Raw genomic sequence first — 15768 nt, 5'->3', positions numbered from 1 at the left:
CTGCAGCCCTTCCAAGGCCGGCCACCTCTGCAAGGCCATCGCCGTCCTTCAGAACCACCGTGTCGCTCACGCCGCCCGAGGATGAAAAACGTTCAGTAATCTGGTTCTGCATCATTGACGCCCCAAAGCTCGCGATGCGTTCTGGACCCCCGTTGTGGGCGGTGTTCCAGCACCAAGCTCCCATGGCGGGGTCCTGCTTAGTCCCAATTTTAGGGGGGCTAAAGTCGACGATTGAACGTGGCCTCGCAATTGGAGGCCAAACCAGCTTTCGTCAGTCGCTGAGGAGGCATTGTCCGGATGGATCTGAAGACGCTGAGGGAAGTCGCCCAGATAAGCGACTCCGTGGAACGAGCCCGCATCCTCAGTCGGCTCATGACCGAGGAACAGGGATTGGTCACCGAAGCGGCGAAGATGCGACGCCAGGCGATCGCCGAGGCACGCGAGTCTGGCATGAGTTTGGAAGAGATCGCCGGGCGCTTGGGCGTGTCTCCTGGCCGCATCTCGCAGATGCGGAGTGGACCAGCCGCCCGCGCACCCGAAGGGCCAGCGTCTCCGGCGCCAAGGGTGCTGGTCCAGCGAGCCTTGCCGACCGAGCCAGCCGTACGAGGCTCGAAGTCACTCTTCCTCGCAGAGGCCGAGCGGCAGGGGCTCAAGGCCGACCGGCGGATGCTGTACGTCGGGCTGGAGCCTGCCAGTGATCATGTGGCGCCTTGCCTCCACGTCGAGCCTGAAGCGGAGATCATCGCCAGGCGCAAGATGATGTTGGCCAACGACGTCCCGGTGAGGATCGCGACCAGCTACTTCCGCGTTGATCTGTTCGGTGACACCCGGTTGGCCGAGCCCGAGTTCGTGCAGCCGTCGCTGCAGTCCGCCTTGACCGCTCTCGGCTACAGGTTCGGTCATGCGGAGGAGAACCTGACCGCCAGGCCGCCGACACCATTCGAGCGGGAGACCCTGGAGCTTGAGCTCAGCGAGTGGATCGTCCAGGTGCTCCGGGGGAGCTACTCCACCGAGGGCACGCCCATCCACGTCCTGGAGACGATCTGCGCCGCCAATCGGCACATCTTCCCTATCGGGCAGGTCTCCGGATGCGACGAATTCTGAGGAATTGCGAACTCGGCGTGCCAGACGCCGGCTACGTGTCCGCAGACCTCGCCAGGAAGCGCAGCATCCGACGCGCCGCATGGTCCTGGTTGGGCTGAACCCTACGCCGGCATTCCTTGCATACGGGAACTCCTCACCCGCCCCCATGGCCCGAGCGCTCCGAAATGTGGAACTTCGCGTGAACCGGCTGATCATTCCCTCAGCGGGTACTGCACCGAGGAATCGAAGGTCCAACATGTCTGCGAACAAGGGAAGTTCGGTGATCCTGCTTGCCAGAGCGAACGAACTGGGAATCGAAATCGATGCGCGGGCCATCGAAGTCATGATCAGAGTTCAGTCCCACCTCGCGCATCTCCTCGACGAAGCGGTCCGGATCGATGCCCGACCGCGACCTTGGGCCCTGTGGATCGAACCATGTGACCGGCTCGCCGTCGACAATGTAGGCAAAGGCGTCCGACGCGTAGTCGTGGCGGCAGATCGACACGACCTTGGCTCCCCCCGAGACCCGGGCATATATCTCGGAGTCGACGGCGATCTGCCGCCCCCGGGCTCGATGACCACGGTCCAGTCATCGATCTTCACGGCTCCGATGTAACCGGCCGCGTCCACTGAGTTCTCCGCCGAACGCTCGTCTAGTTTGTCGAACGTGACCTCCTCCATCGTGCCCTCATCCACCCCGAACCGCCGGAGCACCTCGTCCGGGGCGACACCCCGGGCGAAAGACACGCAATAGATCTCACCCAATGGTCCTCGCCCGGCGAGCCAGAGGAACTCTTGGAAGGGCTGTGTCATCGTCACTCCTTTGAGGATGTGAACGCATGATCGCAGCCATCACCGACAAAGAGTTCGATCACTTAGGCGCCGGATACGTCTCTGATGGTGAGCAGCGCGAGGCTGCCCGTGGAGCGATTTTCTGAGTGACCAACTGAGTGACAATTGCTCCGTACGGCCTGGACTCCGAGGGATCGTCGTACGCCCAGATGGGAGCAGTAATCAGCCGTAATCCCGCCCTCGTGATGTGCCTTACGAGCGAGGGGTCGCTGATTCGAACCCAGTACCGCCCAGCAGCGCAAAGGCCCAGTCCCTGCGATGACCTGCCGATCATTCCTCAAGGGGTTCTGCGCCGAGGAACCGCAGGTTCAGTATGTCCGGGGAGAAGAGAAGGCCGGTGATCCTGCTCGCCAGGGCGAACGACCTCTCAATCGGGTAGTCGATGTCCGGGCCGTCGATGTCATGGTCGGGATCCAGTCCGAGCTCGCGCATGTCCTCGACGAAGCGGTCTGGATCACTGCCCGACCGCGCGTCCGGGAACATCGGGTCGAACCAGACGACCGGCGTGCCGTCGACGATGTAGGTGAAGGTGTCCTCGGCGTAGTCGTGGCAGCAGACCGACACGACCTCGGTTCCCCGCGAGATCCGGGCGTATATCTCGGGGTCGACGGCGATCTGCCATCCCCCCGGTTCGACAACCACGGCCCAGTCGCCAACCTTCGCGGCGCCGATGTATCCGGCCGCGTCGTCCCTCATACTCTCCGCCGAGCGCTCGGCCAGCTCATCGAATGCCACCTCCTCCATAGTGTTCTCGTCCACGCCGAACAGGCGGAGGACTTCCTCGGGGGAGAGATTTCGGACGAAGGACACGCAGTAGATTTCACCTAGTGTTTCGTAGCCGGGGAAGCAGGAGAATTCTTCGGGGATCTCGGTCATGGTCACTCCTCTGATGGCATGAGCGGCATGATCGCAGTAGTCGCCGACAAAACGGATCCGGAGACCCGGTCGGTGAACGAGCGTCGGGTCTCGGCCCTGGCCCCAGGGGAGCCTTCTGGGTGACGAACCGGGTGACAACGGCCACAGATGGGGTCGGACGCCAGTGGACGGCTGTGGGTTATCGCCGCAGCTCAGAGCAGCATGGAGCCTGGCCGGGGACACGTTCGGCTCGACTACAAGCGAGGCGTCACTGGTGCGAACTTAGGACCCCCACCAGTGCAAAGGAGACCGGTAGCGATCTTGCTACCGGGCTCCGCCGCCTGGTCGAGCGCCTACGGCCGGTCGAGGTCCTGCCGAGAATGGATGCTGCCCCCAGTCCTGAACGCCGTAGGTCGGCGTCGACCTCTGCCAGCGCCGGTCTCGCTGTCGTCCAGGCGTTCAGCATGTGGAACCGCACGGACGAGGCACTTGACGCGATACTCGCCGTCGAACGCATCGCCCCCGAGCAGATACGCCACCACTACCTGAGCCGCCAACTTGTCCTCTCCTGGATACGCCGTCAGCGAGGCAAGCCCAGCCGTCCCCTTGCCGACCTCGGGCGGCGTCTCCATGCCGCATGACGGCACCTGACGAACCCCGTACGGTCGAGATCATGAGCGACCAACGGAACGCTCCACCGCTCATGGCCACCGCCCGCGTAGCCGCAGGCGCTCTGTTCTTCGACGAGCACGGACGCGTGCTGCTGGTGAAGCCGACCTACAAGTCGGGCCGCGACATTCCCGGGGGCTACGTCGAGCCGGGGGAGACCCCTTTCCAAGCGTGCGTGCGCGAGGTTCAGGAAGAACTCGGCATCCAACCGCCCATCGGGGACCTCCTCGTCGTTGGCTGGGCACCCCACCCCAAAGTGAGCGACAAGATCCTGTTCATCAGATCTTGCTGAATTGTTCTTTGGGGATCAAGCGGCCCGGCGCTTGCCCGCCGTCTGGGCATGAGGCCTGGGGGCCGGTCTCGGTCGGCGGCAGTGCCCGACCGCCGTGCACGCTGTCTCAAGCAACCCGCCGAGCTCGGCGCCGCGTCGCCGCTCGCGTCAACGACGCCGGCGCCGTAGGAGAACGATGGTGACTATGACAGCCAACATCAGGGCCGAGATGAACAGGACTTCGTACCAGCCCAACCCCAGCACGCATCCGCCCTTCAATCGTGATCGCTCCAACCACGGTCTCCGCCGCTGCGGGGCTGGTCAAGGTCTTGTGCCTCCGGAGGGTCCTCGGCTCCTGGATGATCGTGACTAGCGCTCCGGTGAGTCGAAGATCGCGGTTGGGCCTAATGGCTGACTGCGGCGAGGATCCGGCCGAAGACGGGGGTGAACTTGGCCGCGGTGGACGTGTCGGCATTGACCCAGTAGACGTTGATCGCCCGGTCTCCGGCGCCGGCGAGTCCTTCCACGACCGAGCCGTTCCTGTCGCAGATCAGCGCCCCGGACGAGTCCCGAACGCTGCCGCCGTTCTCGGTACAGGTGTCGGTGAAGCTCTTCCTGACGGTGGCGGAGTCCGCGCCCTCCACCAGGTCGACCCGCATCGTCAGCGGATCGGAGCCTTCCTGCGGGGCGTCGGCCGATGTGAAGAGGCAGACCGTCGCCTTGATCGACTCTGCTGTCTCCAGCGGGTACGCGTCGCGCCTCTCCTTCAGTTCCCACCGCAAGGAGGTGGCCTCGGTGAGGGCCTCGGGCGTGAGCGGGCACCCGTCCGCCGCCGGTTGCGGCCGGTCGGCGGCCGCTTCGCCCACCGCCTCGGTGGACGGCGACCCGCAAGCGGCGAGCAGGGCCGCGGACAGGGCGACGACGGCAACGAACGACTTGGCCATCACCTGGTCGCCGTTCTCGGTGAAAGCGCCGGCGCGGTCAATGAGGCGGATCGTGCCATGTGGATTTCCCTTCTTGGTCTTCGGAAGGGCGGGGGAACGGATCGCGAGCCTGCCTTCGGCGATGCGACGCGATCAACGCTCAGCCTGCCCGGGCGCAACAAGGTGCTCTGGCCCGGCGCGGTCGACGCCTTGGCCGATGATCAGGCACGCGAACGCCGCGAGGGCGAGTGCCGTTCGGACGAGGTGCAGGGTGACCCACCGTTGTCGGCTCTCGTGCCAGTCGGCGGGCAACCGGTCGGGATCCCAGCTGTTCGCGATCTGGTTGAGAGGTTCCATGCCTGCCAGGGTGAGGCAGACCGCGAGGATCACCAGGATCAGGGCGGCCGAGCTGACGCCGAAGACGAGCCATCCGCGGCGCCACGACAGGACCGACACGACGAACATCGCCGCGATGCCGGCCAGGAGGAGCGGTGGCATGCCACGGCCGTAGTCGGCGTTGAGCGCCTGCCAGTACCTGACGTACGCGGGCCCCGGCATCCGGGTCACGGACGGGGCGATCACCACGAAGAAGACACCGCCTGCGTACAGGCCGACCAGTAACAGCGCGACCATCCTGGACACGGTGAGAACCAGGGACACGGTGCGTCCTTCCCCCGGCGAGGATTCAATTAGAATTGCACTTTTTCATTAGAAGAGTCTCTAGTCAATGAAATCATGGCTACCGATGACTGAGCAGAAGAAGCGACGCGCCTACTCCAGCGCCTTGCGCCAGGAGCACGCGCAGGCCACGCGACGGAAGATCGCGACGGCGGCGCGGGAACTGATGATCGGCAAGGGCTACGCCGACACCACGATGGCCGAAGTGGCGCGTGAAGCCGGCGTGGCCGTCCAGACGCTGTACACGTCCTGCCCCGGCGGCAAACCCGCACTGGCCAAGCTCGTCTACGACATCACGCTGGCCGGGGACGCCCGGCCCCTGCCGCAGAGCGCCCGCCCCGAGGTCCAGGCGATCATCGACGAGCCGGACCCTGTACGCAAGCTGGCCCGGTACGCCGCCATGGCCACCGCGGTCCTCCGGCGCGTCCAGCCCGTGCATCGGGTCCTGCGCGCGGCGGCCGCCGCCTCTCCGGCCGACACGGGGCTCCAGGACGTCCTGGCTGGCATCGAACGCGAAAGGCTGATGGGAAGCCGCGGACCGGCCGAACATCTGCACGCTCTCGGCGCGTTGCGCCCGGGCCTTCCCGCGGCCAGAGCGGCCGAGCGGATCTATGTCCTCACCTCGACGGAGAACTTCGAGAAGCTGACCGAGGTGTGCGCATGGAGTGAAGCCGAGTACGAGGAGTGGCTCGCCGCCATGCTCGCGGCGGCCCTCCTCGAACACCCGCATGGGTGAACGGCTCGGTTGGCCGGAACATTTGTACAAGCCGCCGGTGCGCACCGGCGGCGACAGTAGGCCCATGATTATGTCCCTGGGGTTCGACGACCCCGCTGTTTCCACGCCGCCGATCTGCGGTTTGCGCACCGGTGGGCTGACGTGAGCAGCGTGGCACGGCGCCGGCAGCGCCTCCTGATCGCCTCGGCCGTCCTCTTCGTCGTCGTAGGACTGCTACTCGTGAACGCGGTGGTGGTGACGCGGGAGGGCATCGAGGCCAGCGGGAATCCGACCCTGCCCCTCGACGGCGGGAACATCTACGTGCGCCAGGACGGCCCCCCCGATGCCCCCGCACTCGTACTGATCCACGGGCTCGCCGCGTCGACCCGCTCGTGGGACGCGCTCGTTCCGCTGCTGACCAAGTCCCATCGCGTCATCCGGATCGACCTGCTCGGGCACGGCCGGTCAGCCAAACCGGCCGGCGGCGGCTACGGGATGCCGGAGCAGGGACGCCGGGTCGGTGAGGCAATGGACCGGCTCGGGGTCAAGCACGCCTCAGTGGTCGGCCATTCCACCGGTGGCGCGGTCGCCACCGCTCTCGCCGAGCAACGCCCCGACCTGGTGACCTCGCTCGTGCTCATCGACACCGCGCCCCGTTTGGCCGCCGCCATCTCAAGCGGCGGCGTCGGCGGGCTCCTGTACGACCCCGTCATCGGGCAACTGCTGTGGCGGCTTCGGACCGACAGCCTGATCCGCAACGCCGCGAGCACCGCGTTCAGCCGCCCCGGCTACCAGGTCCCGCAGGCGGTCGTGGACGACGTGCGCGGTATGACCTACCACGCCTTCATCGCGACAACGCAGACCGGCGACGACTACGTGAATCAGCGCGCGCTCCCCGATCGGCTGATCCCCCTCGGCAAGCCGCTGCTGGTGATCTTCGGTGAGGAGGACCGGAGATGGCGATCCTCCTCCGCCGCCGAATACCGCGCCGTTCCGGGCGCGAAAGTCGAGTTGCTGCCCGGCATCGGGCACTCGCCCATCATGGAGGATCCGCCGCGGACCGCCGCGCTTCTTCTGGCCTTCACCGCGAGCCACACCGCCCAGGCGCACTGAACGAGACGATGCGCCCATGGCGGGACCCGGTGCCGCCGGCACAGCGGGACCGGGCTGCGGTGCGGGTGGATCTGGCCGATGTGCTCAAGCCGTACGTGTACGCCAACGACGACAAACGCCCCCAAGCTAGGAGATCGCGCTGCCACACACCGGTTCAGGCATTCACTGGGAGGAACACGGCCAGGGCCCTCTGACACTTGTCATGTTGCCGGGATTCGGCGCCTCGGCTGACCTCATGACCGGAATCGCGCGACACCTGAGCGGGTTCCGCGTCCTGATCTTCGACCTGCCCGGTCATGGCCGGTCCGTACGCGCGCCGGCGGACGGGAGGCTGCCCACGCTGGCCGAGACGCTGCACGAAGCGATCAACGAAGCGATCAACGACGCGGGCGGCGGCGCTTACTGCCTGGTCGGCTATTCCCTTGGCGGTGCGATCGCGGTGCGTATCGCGCTTGACCACCCGGACGAGGTGCGCGCGCTGGTCGGTGTCGTTCCGTGGAACGCCGCGGGGACGACTGCCGGGGACGAGGTGATCGCCGGTTTCGATGCCGCGTACGGCGATGCCGAAGCCCTCACGCAAGGCGTGGCGGCGATCTCCGTGGACCCGTCGAAGACGTCGAGTCTGACAAGCAGCATGCTGACCGTCACCGAACAGATGTGGCACGGCTGGCTGGCCGGCGGCGCGCTGACAAGCCAGGCCGGCGAGCTGTCCGAGATACGCGTACCGGCAACCGGCGCAGCACATCTTGTGTCCGCCAGAACTCCAACCGGTCACGCCCTGCGCGAAGCCGACCGTGCTCCCTGTCCTGTCCGTAGTAGGCGAGCAGCTCCCGTGTGATCGTGAGCCGCGCACCGCGGGCGAACGAGTGACTCCCCAACCGTTCCACGGCCCGTTCGACCTGCCAGGTGTCCTTGCCGCATCACCGGCCGTACTGCCTTCGAGCCCCCGGCTGATCTCGCCTCTAGGCCGGCACCGTGTCGTCGTCGGTCATGACGTCTCCTTGACGATCCCCGTCGTGACAGCGCGGTTTCGGTCCGACAGAGCCCGGAAACACTACGCAAAGTGATTCATCGCTACTCATAGTTATCAAAGGAGGCTTGTCATGATCAAGTCACTTATCCTGATTCCGGCACTCGCCGCGGTAGCGGCCGTCTTCTCCGGTACCGCCGGCGCGACCGCACACGACCCGTCGCCCTACCAGTTCGTCGAGATGACCGGTGCCCAGGAGGTTCCCGGTCCCGGCGATCCGGACGGCGTGGGGATCTTCGCCTGGAGGGTGAGCGGACGGTCGCTCTGCTACGTCATCACCGCCCACAACATCCAGCCCGCGACCGCGGCGCACATCCATGAAGGAAGGGTGGGTGTGGCGGGTCCGATCGTGGTGACGTTGCAGGCACCCACCCGGGGCTTCGCGAGCGACTGCATTCGCGCCGTGAAGCACCAGACGGCCGACAACGCCGCCACCACGCTGACCCGCGACGAACTGCATGCCATCCTCCAGAACCCGAGCCAGTTCTACACCAACGTCCACAACGCGGAGTTCCCGGATGGCGCCATCCGTGGCCAGCTCACCGAAGCCGTCTGACGAATCCTGGCCCTGCGGTGTCCGCGGAGAGATCCTTCGGTCACCCGCCCAACGCGGCCGGCCGTACGGGCACCGGCCAGCGCTTGCTCGATGACGTCAAGTGACCGCTTCACGGACTTCGTGCCCGTGAAGCGGCACCATCTGTGCGCCGTTCGGGCGCCGGTGGCGATCAACTGGTTTCGACATGTCGATGAGCATCAGCGCCATGCCTCGGAGCGGCTGGTCTATGGTGGCCGGCCATGAGGACCCTCATCGTCGGCGGCAGTGGCTTTCTGGGCCGCGAACTCGTTCGACAGTGTCTGCTCGCCGGGCACGAGGTGGCTGCCACCTATCTGACCCGGCCTGGGGAGACCGCCGGTCTTGAGTGGCTGCCGCTCGACGTGCGCCGGCGAGAGGACGTCGATGTGCTGATCGGCGCATTCCGGCCAGAGGTGGTCATCAACGCTGCTTTTCGGCAGACGGATTGGACGACCACGGCGACCGGCGCGGCGCACGTGGCTCTGGCTGTGTCCAGGGAAGGTGGACGCCTCGTCCACGTCTCGAGCGACGCGGTCTTCTCGGGTGCCGCGATTCGCTACGACGAGACGTGCGTCCCTGACCCGATCAGCCCGTACGGCGCGGCCAAAGCCGCCGCCGAGACAGCGGTGAACGCGATCGTGCCTGCTGCGGTGACAGCCCGGACGTCCTTGATCATCGGCGACGGCGACTCCTCGCACGAGGCCCTGGTGCATGCACTTGCCACCGGTAGGTCGAAAGGAGCGCTGTTCACCGATGACGTGCGGTGTCCCGTGCACAAGGCTGATCTCGCTGCGGCGCTTCTGGAGCTTGCCGCCTCCGAGCACCGGGGTGTCCACCATGTCGCCGGAGCCGATGCCGTCAGCCGATACGAGCTCGGGCTGCTCATCGCCCGCCGCGATGGCCTCGACGCGGACCGGTTGCCTACAGGCCGGCGGGCGGACACCGGCTTGCCCGGTCCGACAGACGTGCGCTTGGACTGTGCCATGACTCAGCGGCGGCTTCGGACCACGTTGCGCGGCGCGCGGCAATTTCTCGGCGACGGCCGGCGATGATCGCGACCCCAGTCTGAAAAGCAGGGCAGCCGGCCTGCGGGATCGCCAGGTTGCCGGAGTGCTGGATTTGATCGAGCTGCAATTTCCAGATCAGAGCAGGCTGCGGGTCACCGGGGGCGGTGGCCGTTCCTCTTACGGCTCGCCGGTACGGCCCGGCGGCCGGAGCCGTTCTGGGCGGGTTTCGGTGCCTGCCGCCGTGCCGGTTTCTCCGCAGGAGGGGCGGGGGTACGGCCGCGCGAGCTGTTCACTGTCCGGCCGCGGACGATGCCGATGAACTCTTCCACCAGGTCAGTGGTCGCGTCCGTGGGCCAGGCCAGCGCGACCTGGGACTGCGGCGCGTCCAGCACCGGCCGGTAGGTGAGATCCCTGCGGTGGTGGAGGCGTGCCAGCGACTGCGGCACCAGGAGAAGCCCGGTGCCGGCCGCCACCAGGGTGACCGCGTCCGCCGTCGTGTCCGGGCGGGTGAACGCGGGCAGCCCGGGCCGGACCGTCCACTCGATGGTGTCGTCCAGAGGATGGAACACCTCGTCGTCGGTCAGGTCGGCGATGGCCACCTCGTCGACGGCGGCCACCGCGTGGTCCTTGGGCACCACGACCACCGTGGTCTCCACGTAGAGCGGAATCACGCTGAGCCCGTCACGGTCGACCGGCAGCCTGACGAATCCGGCGTCGGCGCCGCCGTCCCGCAGGAGTCCCACCGCCTCGGAGACGGGGACCGCGACCAGGGTGATCGGCACACCGGGCATCCTCTCGGTCCAGGTGTTGACCCATTTCGCGGGTGTCACCCCGGGCACGTACGCCAGCCGGAACGCCCTGCCGCTCTCCCCATCAGTCACTTCCTCAGGGTACCGACGTCAGGGGAACCCCTTCCGACTGACTACTCTTGACGCCATGACCTCGCCCAAACGGAAGACCATCCAGACGATGAAGCCGGAGACGGCGGCCAAGAAGCTGGGTGTCCTCTTCTCGGCCACTCCCGCCGATTTCCAGGCGGGTGTCGTCTCCAGGGACGAGCTGAACGAGTTGCAGTCGACGCCACCCGCCTGGCTCGCTGACCTGCGCCGCAACGGCCCGCACCCCAAGCAGGTCGTCGCCGCGAAGCTCGGGGTCTCCATTTCCGGCCTGACCAGAGGCGGGATCACCGGGCCGCTCACCACCGCTGAGATCGACGCGCTGAAGGAAGAGAACCCGGCGTGGCTGGAGCGCGAGCGGTCCATCCAGGCCGAGACCCGCAAAGAAGCAGTCCGCCTCAAGCAACGCTAGACAGCTGAGATCCTGCACGTCTCCGACCGGAGACGAGCCCGGACATCCTTGATCATCGGCGACGGTGATTCCCCGCGCGGGGCCCTGGTGCGTTCACGTGCCACCGGCCGGGCGAGAGGAGCGCTGTTCGCCGATGACGTGCGGTGTCCCGTGCGGAAGGCTGACCTTGCCGGGGCGCTTCCGCTGGAGCCGATGCCGTCAGCCGATACGCTGTGACGCGCCTGCCGGCGAACCCCTGTACACCGGATGGATCTGGTGCCGGTAGACGGTCCCGGTTGCCGACCACACCGGGTGGCCTAGCGGGCGACGCGGCCGGCCTGCGCTGAAGGGGGCGACGCGGCCGGCCTGCGCTGAAGGGGGCGACGCGACCCGCCTGCGCTGAAGGCGGTCATTGGGATGCCAGGAGCGTCCTGGCGACGCTCTGTTCCATCTGGGCGCCGCTCCGCGCCACGGCACCGGCCGTGGCTGTTGCCGGTGTCGGCCGGAGGCGGGCTGCCGGGGTTCAGTCCGGGCAGAAGGGTGGTATCCGGTCCTCCGGTTCCGGCTCTCCGGTCGGAACTTCCGTCTCAGAAGACCCAGAAGGCGTCAGCCGTACCAGAACGCGACAGGCACGGGTCGGTTCTGTCGTAGCCGTTGCGCACACTCGTCTCCACAACCGTCCATCAGGGAGGAACCCATGGCGAGGGGATCCAGGCGAGGCAGGGGCAAGGGCAGGCGACGCGGCATCGGCGATCTGTGGATCTTAGGACTGATCGCCGCGGTCGTGGTGGTCGCGCTGGTGGTCCAGTTCGCCCGTGCCCACCCGGGTTGGGCAGTGGCGCTGGCCGGCCTGCTGTCGGTGCTCTTCGGCGGCGGCCTCGTGCTCCGCTACCGGATCATCCAGGCGGCACGCGTGCGGTTCCTGGCGGCGAACGCCGAGTTGGAGAAGGTCGACCGGATGACCGGCACCCAGTTCGAGCACCTGGTCGCCGAACGGATGATCACCGACGGGTTCCGCCAGGTCCGTGAGCGGGGCCGCAGCGGTGACGGCGGGGTGGACATCACCGCCGTGGCCCTGGGGCATGGGCGCTACGCCGTCCAGTGCAAGCGCTACAGCAAGACCGTCGGCGCGCCGGAGGTTCGCAACTTCCTCGGGGCGCTGGCCAACACCTTCGCCGGACACACCGGCGTCCTGATCACTTCCGGTCGGCTCACCCGGCAGGCCCGCCAGGAGGCGCTGGCGGCCAGGCAGCCGCTGATCCTGGTCGAGCGCGACCGGCTGGCGGACTGGTTACTGGGGACGATCTCGCTGCTGCCGGTACGGCCCGCGGGGCGGCTGGTCGAGGGGGACGAACTCGTGGGCTGAGGGTCGCCGCCGATCCGCTGCCGATCCGCTCCCGACCCCTGCCGACCGGCTGCCGATCCGCTCCCGACCCCTGCCGACCGGCTGCCGATCCGCTCGCGACTCCTCGCGACCGGCGGCCGATCCGCTCAGGATGCCGAGCTTGCTGCTCAGCCGTGGTCGAAGCGGACCGGTTCGCCTGCCCCGGCGGGTGCGGAGTGCTCGGGAGCTAGAAACGCCAGAAGGCCCGCTGGGGCCTCCCTGGAATCGAACCAGGAGAGAAGGAAGCCCACGAATGGCCGCATCCGCCGGAGCGCAAGGAAGGCGGGAGAGCTAGATCCAGACCGGCGCCCGTGCGGGCCGCCCGGTTCCAATGAGGTGAGAAGGAAGCTCTCCCATGGCCTTGCGATCGCCACGGTATCAGGCCGGGATGAGCTCGTGCAGCGTGGCGGGCGTGTAGACCCGCGCCCCTGCCGGGAGGTCGGCGGGCGCCTCCAGCCCGATGTACGTGGTGTGCCCGCCCTGGGAGGCCTTGGCCCGCAGCAAGCCGGCCAGGTAGCCGACCCGGAGCTGGTCGCGCTCCACGATCGAGCGCACGAGCAGCGACGCGGTGACCCGGTTGCCCTCGACCTGGTTGAACGCCGGGTGGCCGGACATGGACAGGTGCAGCCACTTCACCCGCCAGGCGCCGTCGTCGCCGCGCAGGAAGGCCAGGGGCAGCGCGATACGGCCGGAACCGCGCAGGTCGGACTTCATCCGCACGGTACGCGGCTCGAACGGCCTGCCTTCCTGCGCGGCGTCCCTGGTCATGTAGCCGAAGAACGCCTCGGCCGCCTCGTCGAACCGCTCGCCCGCGTAGATGTTGACCTGGGGGATGATGATCGGCTGGGTGGCGTCGGACAGGCGGATGTCGATGAACTCCGAGGCGCCGTCGGTGGCGTCGGTGAGATCACCCGAGTAGGTCGCGTAGCCGTTGGCGTAGGCCGTCCACGAGATGTGCGTCGGGTTGTCGTAGGTGGCGTCGAGCATGAGCGCGGACAGGTCGTAGTCGGTACGCCGCTCGGTCTGGCGCCAGTGCACGAAGAACCGGAGCAGCTCGCCGTCCACGGGTGACAGCGAACCGCGCGGCAGCATGCCGAGCCCGGGGCTGACGGCCTTGCCCGACAGGGGCAGCGCCACGTCGAGCACGGCCGGGTCGACGATCAGCTCGCCGGGGTCGGGCAGGCGGCTGGAGATCTCCTCGTCCAGGTGGGCGAGCAGCTGACCGAGGACCTCCTCGTCGAGCGGGGGGCGGACGTCGGGGGTCGTCCAGGCCCTGCCGTACCGGTTGGTGAAGACCCGGTCCGCGGGGGCGAGCCGGTTCTGCAGGTGCTCGCGCAGGGAGAGCAGCACGCGGCCGGAGGCGCGTGCGGCCGACCGCCGCGCTGCCTCCAGGACGGCGGAGCCGCCGCTCACGCGCAGCAGGTGGTCGAGGCGGCGCAGCAGCGCGCCGGGCGTGTTCTCCAGCAGCGAGAGGGCCTCCTCGGTACGGCCCGCGGCCAGCGCGGCCTCGACCCGGCTGTCGAAGCCCGCCGCCTTGCGCGCACCCCTGGCCACCTCGAAGACCTGGGCCGCCCCGGGGAACTGCGGGTACTCGTGGGGGTGCAGCCGCTCGCCGAGCCGCTTCCACTGCTCCCGGTGGCGCTGCACGTCCCCGTGCTTGGCCGTCGGGACGGTGTCCAGGGCGGCCAGCAGGATGCGGCGTTCGGCACGGCGGAAGGAGCGCAGGCGGGTGGGGGTGGCCAGCGTGACGTCGCCGCCGGAGCAGGCGCAGGCCAGCCGGAGCACGTCTGTCACGGTGTCGACGAGCAGCGGCTGCCCGGCCGCCAGCCGTACCTCGTTGATGACGGCCCGGTTCTCGCGTACCGGGACGCGCTCGGGCCGCTCGTCGGCGCAGAAGGCGGCCAGCTCGCGCAGGGCGGCCAGGTCCTCGGCGGCGAGCGGGACCTCGGAGCCGGCCAGCGAGAGGTATAGCTCTCGCGCTTCGTCGCGCAGGTTGCCGCCCAGCTCCAGCACGGTCACCCGGTCGCGGGCCAGGGGGACCAGCTCGGCGTGCGCGGCCAGCAGGTCGGCGTAGGTGTGCTGGTAGCCGCCGTATCGCGGCAGGTCGAGCAGGTTGAGGACGTCCGGCCGCAGCCGGGTGGCGGCGACCGGGTCGAGCATGGCCTCGCGCAGCAGCCCGGCCCAGAACTCCAGGGTGTCCGGGACGTTCCTGGGGAAGTCGATGAAGTAGGCGTTGTGCTCGACGTGGTCGCCGACCAGGCGGCGGACCGCGCCGAGGACACGCACGCCCAGGTCGATCACCTGCTCGCCGGGCAGCCCCGCCAGGCGGGCGAGCAACGCCGGCGAGCAGGTGAAGCCGACGCTGAGCAGCGCCGCGTCGAGCTGCCGGGCGGCCGCCTCCCCCCAGCCGGGCGTGCCGTCCCCGGCGGCGCGGACGGGAACACGCAGGCGCCGGGCAATGATGAGATCTTCCACGGAGGAACGATAGAGGGTGGACATGTGGGGATCGCCACCGAAATAGCGACGCCTGCGGCCTCCACGGGCCGTCAGGTGCCTGGGGCGCGGTACTGCACCTCCTGCCTCGTCGCCTCGTCGATCTCCTCGGGTGTCAGCAGGACGACCGTCCTGGTCCGGGCCGCGCCGGACGCCGACACCGCGAGGCCCACGGCGGCCATGCTCACGTTGTCCGGCATGTCGGCGATGGCGTACAGGTCCATCTCGCCGAAGGCGAAGTACATCTGCTCGATCCGGCCGCCGACGCTCTCGGCCATGCGTTCGGCCGCCTCGCGGCGTGCGGTGCCGCCCTCCTGGAGCACGCCCTTGATGCCGTCCGCGGTGTAGTTCAGCTGGATGAGGTACTTGGGCATGGGTCGACCCCTTTCCGTGCCACCGCTCCCGTGGGAACGGCCGTGCCTGCGGTCACCTGGACGGGGTTCTCGGCTTCGGGTGACGCTAACCCCAGGCGCCGGTGTGGTTTGCGCCTGCGCGATGGGCGCCGCCCGGCCCGGCGGGCCGGCGGGGGCGGACCCGGCGTGACTTCGCAAGTTCTTGGAGTACCAAGACCGAAGGTAGACGTGAAGACCTCTCGCAAAGCATTCTGACGTGCGAAAGTGGTCGCACTGTGATTGCTCCCCCAGCGTTCCCTCTCGACCTGGTCGCCATGCCGAACGGCGATGTCCTCGTGCTGCCCGCCGTGTGGCCGGTACGGCTGACGCCCGAGCAGCAGCATCAGCTCGCCGAGATCCTCTCGACCCACAACCGGCATGAGGGCGAACCGGAGTCCTGACATCCCGGGCGAGCCGATCGCCGCGGGCGCCCGCCGCGATC

The 15768-nt window shown here is 68.2% G+C and carries 17 protein-coding genes and 1 pseudogene; 10 read left to right on the top strand and 8 right to left on the bottom strand.

Annotated features, from left to right (window positions below):
* Positions 1–297: 297 nt before the first annotated feature.
* Entirely contained in the window at positions 298–1104 is an 807-nt protein-coding gene (locus ACWEVS_RS25840) for a UTRA domain-containing protein (RefSeq protein WP_452553729.1), read from the top strand.
* A 199-nt stretch (positions 1105–1303) separates the two neighbouring features.
* Here the strand turns inward: ACWEVS_RS25840 and ACWEVS_RS25835 are convergent, their stop codons facing one another.
* The 3 genes and pseudogenes from ACWEVS_RS25835 to ACWEVS_RS25825 all read right to left on the bottom strand — a co-directional run bounded on the left by ACWEVS_RS25835 (position 1304) and on the right by ACWEVS_RS25825 (position 2811).
* Positions 1304–1588 (bottom strand): DUF6461 domain-containing protein, encoded by a 285-nt coding sequence (locus tag ACWEVS_RS25835; protein WP_452553727.1) that lies wholly within the window; start codon positions 1586–1588, stop codon positions 1304–1306.
* Between the two features lie 65 nt (positions 1589–1653).
* Positions 1654–1896: pseudogene (locus ACWEVS_RS25830) on the bottom strand (DUF6461 domain-containing protein); the annotation flags it as partial.
* 309 nt (positions 1897–2205) lie between these two features.
* Entirely contained in the window at positions 2206–2811 is a 606-nt protein-coding gene (locus ACWEVS_RS25825) for a DUF6461 domain-containing protein (RefSeq protein WP_452553725.1), read from the bottom strand.
* 652 nt (positions 2812–3463) lie between these two features.
* On the opposite strand from ACWEVS_RS25825, the gene ACWEVS_RS25820 reads away from it, so the two are divergent.
* On the top strand, positions 3464–3751 hold the full coding sequence (locus ACWEVS_RS25820) for an NUDIX domain-containing protein (protein WP_452553724.1): 288 nt from the start codon (positions 3464–3466) through the stop codon (positions 3749–3751).
* Between the two features lie 383 nt (positions 3752–4134).
* Here ACWEVS_RS25820 and ACWEVS_RS25815 read toward each other — a convergent pair whose 3' ends face one another.
* Both ACWEVS_RS25815 and ACWEVS_RS25810 read right to left on the bottom strand, forming a co-directional pair.
* Positions 4135–4674, bottom strand: coding sequence for a hypothetical protein (locus tag ACWEVS_RS25815; RefSeq protein ID WP_452553722.1), 540 nt, complete (start codon positions 4672–4674; stop codon positions 4135–4137).
* A gap of 132 nt (positions 4675–4806) precedes the next feature.
* The gene (locus ACWEVS_RS25810) at positions 4807–5313 is read right to left on the bottom strand and encodes an anthrone oxygenase family protein (RefSeq protein ID WP_449928013.1); all 507 of its coding nucleotides are present in this window, start codon (positions 5311–5313) and stop codon (positions 4807–4809) included.
* 85 nt (positions 5314–5398) lie between these two features.
* On the opposite strand from ACWEVS_RS25810, the gene ACWEVS_RS25805 reads away from it, so the two are divergent.
* The 5 genes from ACWEVS_RS25805 to ACWEVS_RS25785 all read left to right on the top strand — a co-directional run bounded on the left by ACWEVS_RS25805 (position 5399) and on the right by ACWEVS_RS25785 (position 9815).
* Positions 5399–6067 carry a TetR/AcrR family transcriptional regulator gene (locus ACWEVS_RS25805; RefSeq protein WP_449928015.1) on the top strand — a complete coding sequence of 223 codons (669 nt, stop codon included), beginning with the start codon at positions 5399–5401 and terminating at the stop codon, positions 6065–6067.
* A 141-nt stretch (positions 6068–6208) separates the two neighbouring features.
* Positions 6209–7159, top strand: a complete 951-nt coding sequence (locus ACWEVS_RS25800; protein WP_452553719.1) for an alpha/beta fold hydrolase — start codon at positions 6209–6211, stop codon at positions 7157–7159.
* 202 nt (positions 7160–7361) lie between these two features.
* Positions 7362–7997, top strand: coding sequence for an alpha/beta fold hydrolase (locus ACWEVS_RS25795; protein ID WP_452553717.1), 636 nt, complete (start codon positions 7362–7364; stop codon positions 7995–7997).
* 265 nt (positions 7998–8262) lie between these two features.
* A complete protein-coding gene (locus tag ACWEVS_RS25790; protein WP_354904914.1) occupies positions 8263–8745 on the top strand; it encodes a CHRD domain-containing protein in 483 nt (160 codons plus the stop codon).
* A gap of 239 nt (positions 8746–8984) precedes the next feature.
* Positions 8985–9815, top strand: coding sequence for an SDR family oxidoreductase (locus tag ACWEVS_RS25785; RefSeq protein WP_452553716.1), 831 nt, complete (start codon positions 8985–8987; stop codon positions 9813–9815).
* Between the two features lie 107 nt (positions 9816–9922).
* On the opposite strand, the gene ACWEVS_RS25780 is transcribed toward ACWEVS_RS25785, so the two are convergent.
* Positions 9923–10651, bottom strand: a complete 729-nt coding sequence (locus ACWEVS_RS25780; protein WP_452553714.1) for a LysR family substrate-binding domain-containing protein — start codon at positions 10649–10651, stop codon at positions 9923–9925.
* A gap of 55 nt (positions 10652–10706) precedes the next feature.
* Here ACWEVS_RS25780 and ACWEVS_RS25775 point away from each other — a divergent pair, with 55 nt between their 5' ends.
* Together ACWEVS_RS25775 and ACWEVS_RS25770 are read left to right on the top strand one after the other, a co-directional pair.
* A complete protein-coding gene (locus tag ACWEVS_RS25775) occupies positions 10707–11078 on the top strand; it encodes a DUF5997 family protein (RefSeq protein ID WP_452553712.1) in 372 nt (123 codons plus the stop codon).
* Between the two features lie 676 nt (positions 11079–11754).
* Positions 11755–12423: a restriction endonuclease gene (locus ACWEVS_RS25770; protein ID WP_452553710.1), complete on the top strand. Its 669-nt coding sequence runs from the start codon at positions 11755–11757 to the stop codon at positions 12421–12423.
* 396 nt (positions 12424–12819) lie between these two features.
* Here the strand turns inward: ACWEVS_RS25770 and ACWEVS_RS25765 are convergent, their stop codons facing one another.
* Both ACWEVS_RS25765 and ACWEVS_RS25760 read right to left on the bottom strand, forming a co-directional pair.
* Positions 12820–14916: a hypothetical protein gene (locus ACWEVS_RS25765; protein ID WP_452553708.1), complete on the bottom strand. Its 2097-nt coding sequence runs from the start codon at positions 14914–14916 to the stop codon at positions 12820–12822.
* Positions 14917–14987: 71 nt separating this feature from the next.
* Positions 14988–15308, bottom strand: a complete 321-nt coding sequence (locus ACWEVS_RS25760; protein WP_449924895.1) for a GYD domain-containing protein — start codon at positions 15306–15308, stop codon at positions 14988–14990.
* Between the two features lie 254 nt (positions 15309–15562).
* Here ACWEVS_RS25760 and ACWEVS_RS25755 point away from each other — a divergent pair, with 254 nt between their 5' ends.
* Complete coding sequence (locus tag ACWEVS_RS25755; protein ID WP_449924892.1) at positions 15563–15727, top strand: hypothetical protein; 165 nt, start codon at positions 15563–15565, stop codon at positions 15725–15727.
* Positions 15728–15768: the final 41 nt, after the last annotated feature.

This window comes from Nonomuraea sp. NPDC003754 (assembly GCF_053605785.1).
Note: the sequence above shows the minus strand (reverse complement) of the source record. Positions and strands in the feature narration are given on the sequence as shown.

Coding starts and splice junctions, on each gene's coding strand:
- ACWEVS_RS25840 (WP_452553729.1), top strand. CDS start 298: ATGGATCTGAAGACGCTGAGGGAAGTCGCCCAGATAAGCGACTCCGTG.
- ACWEVS_RS25825 (WP_452553725.1), bottom strand. CDS start 2,811: ATGACCGAGATCCCCGAAGAATTCTCCTGCTTCCCCGGCTACGAAACA.
- ACWEVS_RS25820 (WP_452553724.1), top strand. CDS start 3,464: ATGAGCGACCAACGGAACGCTCCACCGCTCATGGCCACCGCCCGCGTA.
- ACWEVS_RS25815 (WP_452553722.1), bottom strand. CDS start 4,674: ATGGCCAAGTCGTTCGTTGCCGTCGTCGCCCTGTCCGCGGCCCTGCTC.
- ACWEVS_RS25805 (WP_449928015.1), top strand. CDS start 5,399: ATGACTGAGCAGAAGAAGCGACGCGCCTACTCCAGCGCCTTGCGCCAG.
- ACWEVS_RS25795 (WP_452553717.1), top strand. CDS start 7,362: ATGTTGCCGGGATTCGGCGCCTCGGCTGACCTCATGACCGGAATCGCG.
- ACWEVS_RS25790 (WP_354904914.1), top strand. CDS start 8,263: ATGATCAAGTCACTTATCCTGATTCCGGCACTCGCCGCGGTAGCGGCC.
- ACWEVS_RS25785 (WP_452553716.1), top strand. CDS start 8,985: ATGAGGACCCTCATCGTCGGCGGCAGTGGCTTTCTGGGCCGCGAACTC.
- ACWEVS_RS25775 (WP_452553712.1), top strand. CDS start 10,707: ATGACCTCGCCCAAACGGAAGACCATCCAGACGATGAAGCCGGAGACG.
- ACWEVS_RS25770 (WP_452553710.1), top strand. CDS start 11,755: ATGGCGAGGGGATCCAGGCGAGGCAGGGGCAAGGGCAGGCGACGCGGC.
- ACWEVS_RS25760 (WP_449924895.1), bottom strand. CDS start 15,308: ATGCCCAAGTACCTCATCCAGCTGAACTACACCGCGGACGGCATCAAG.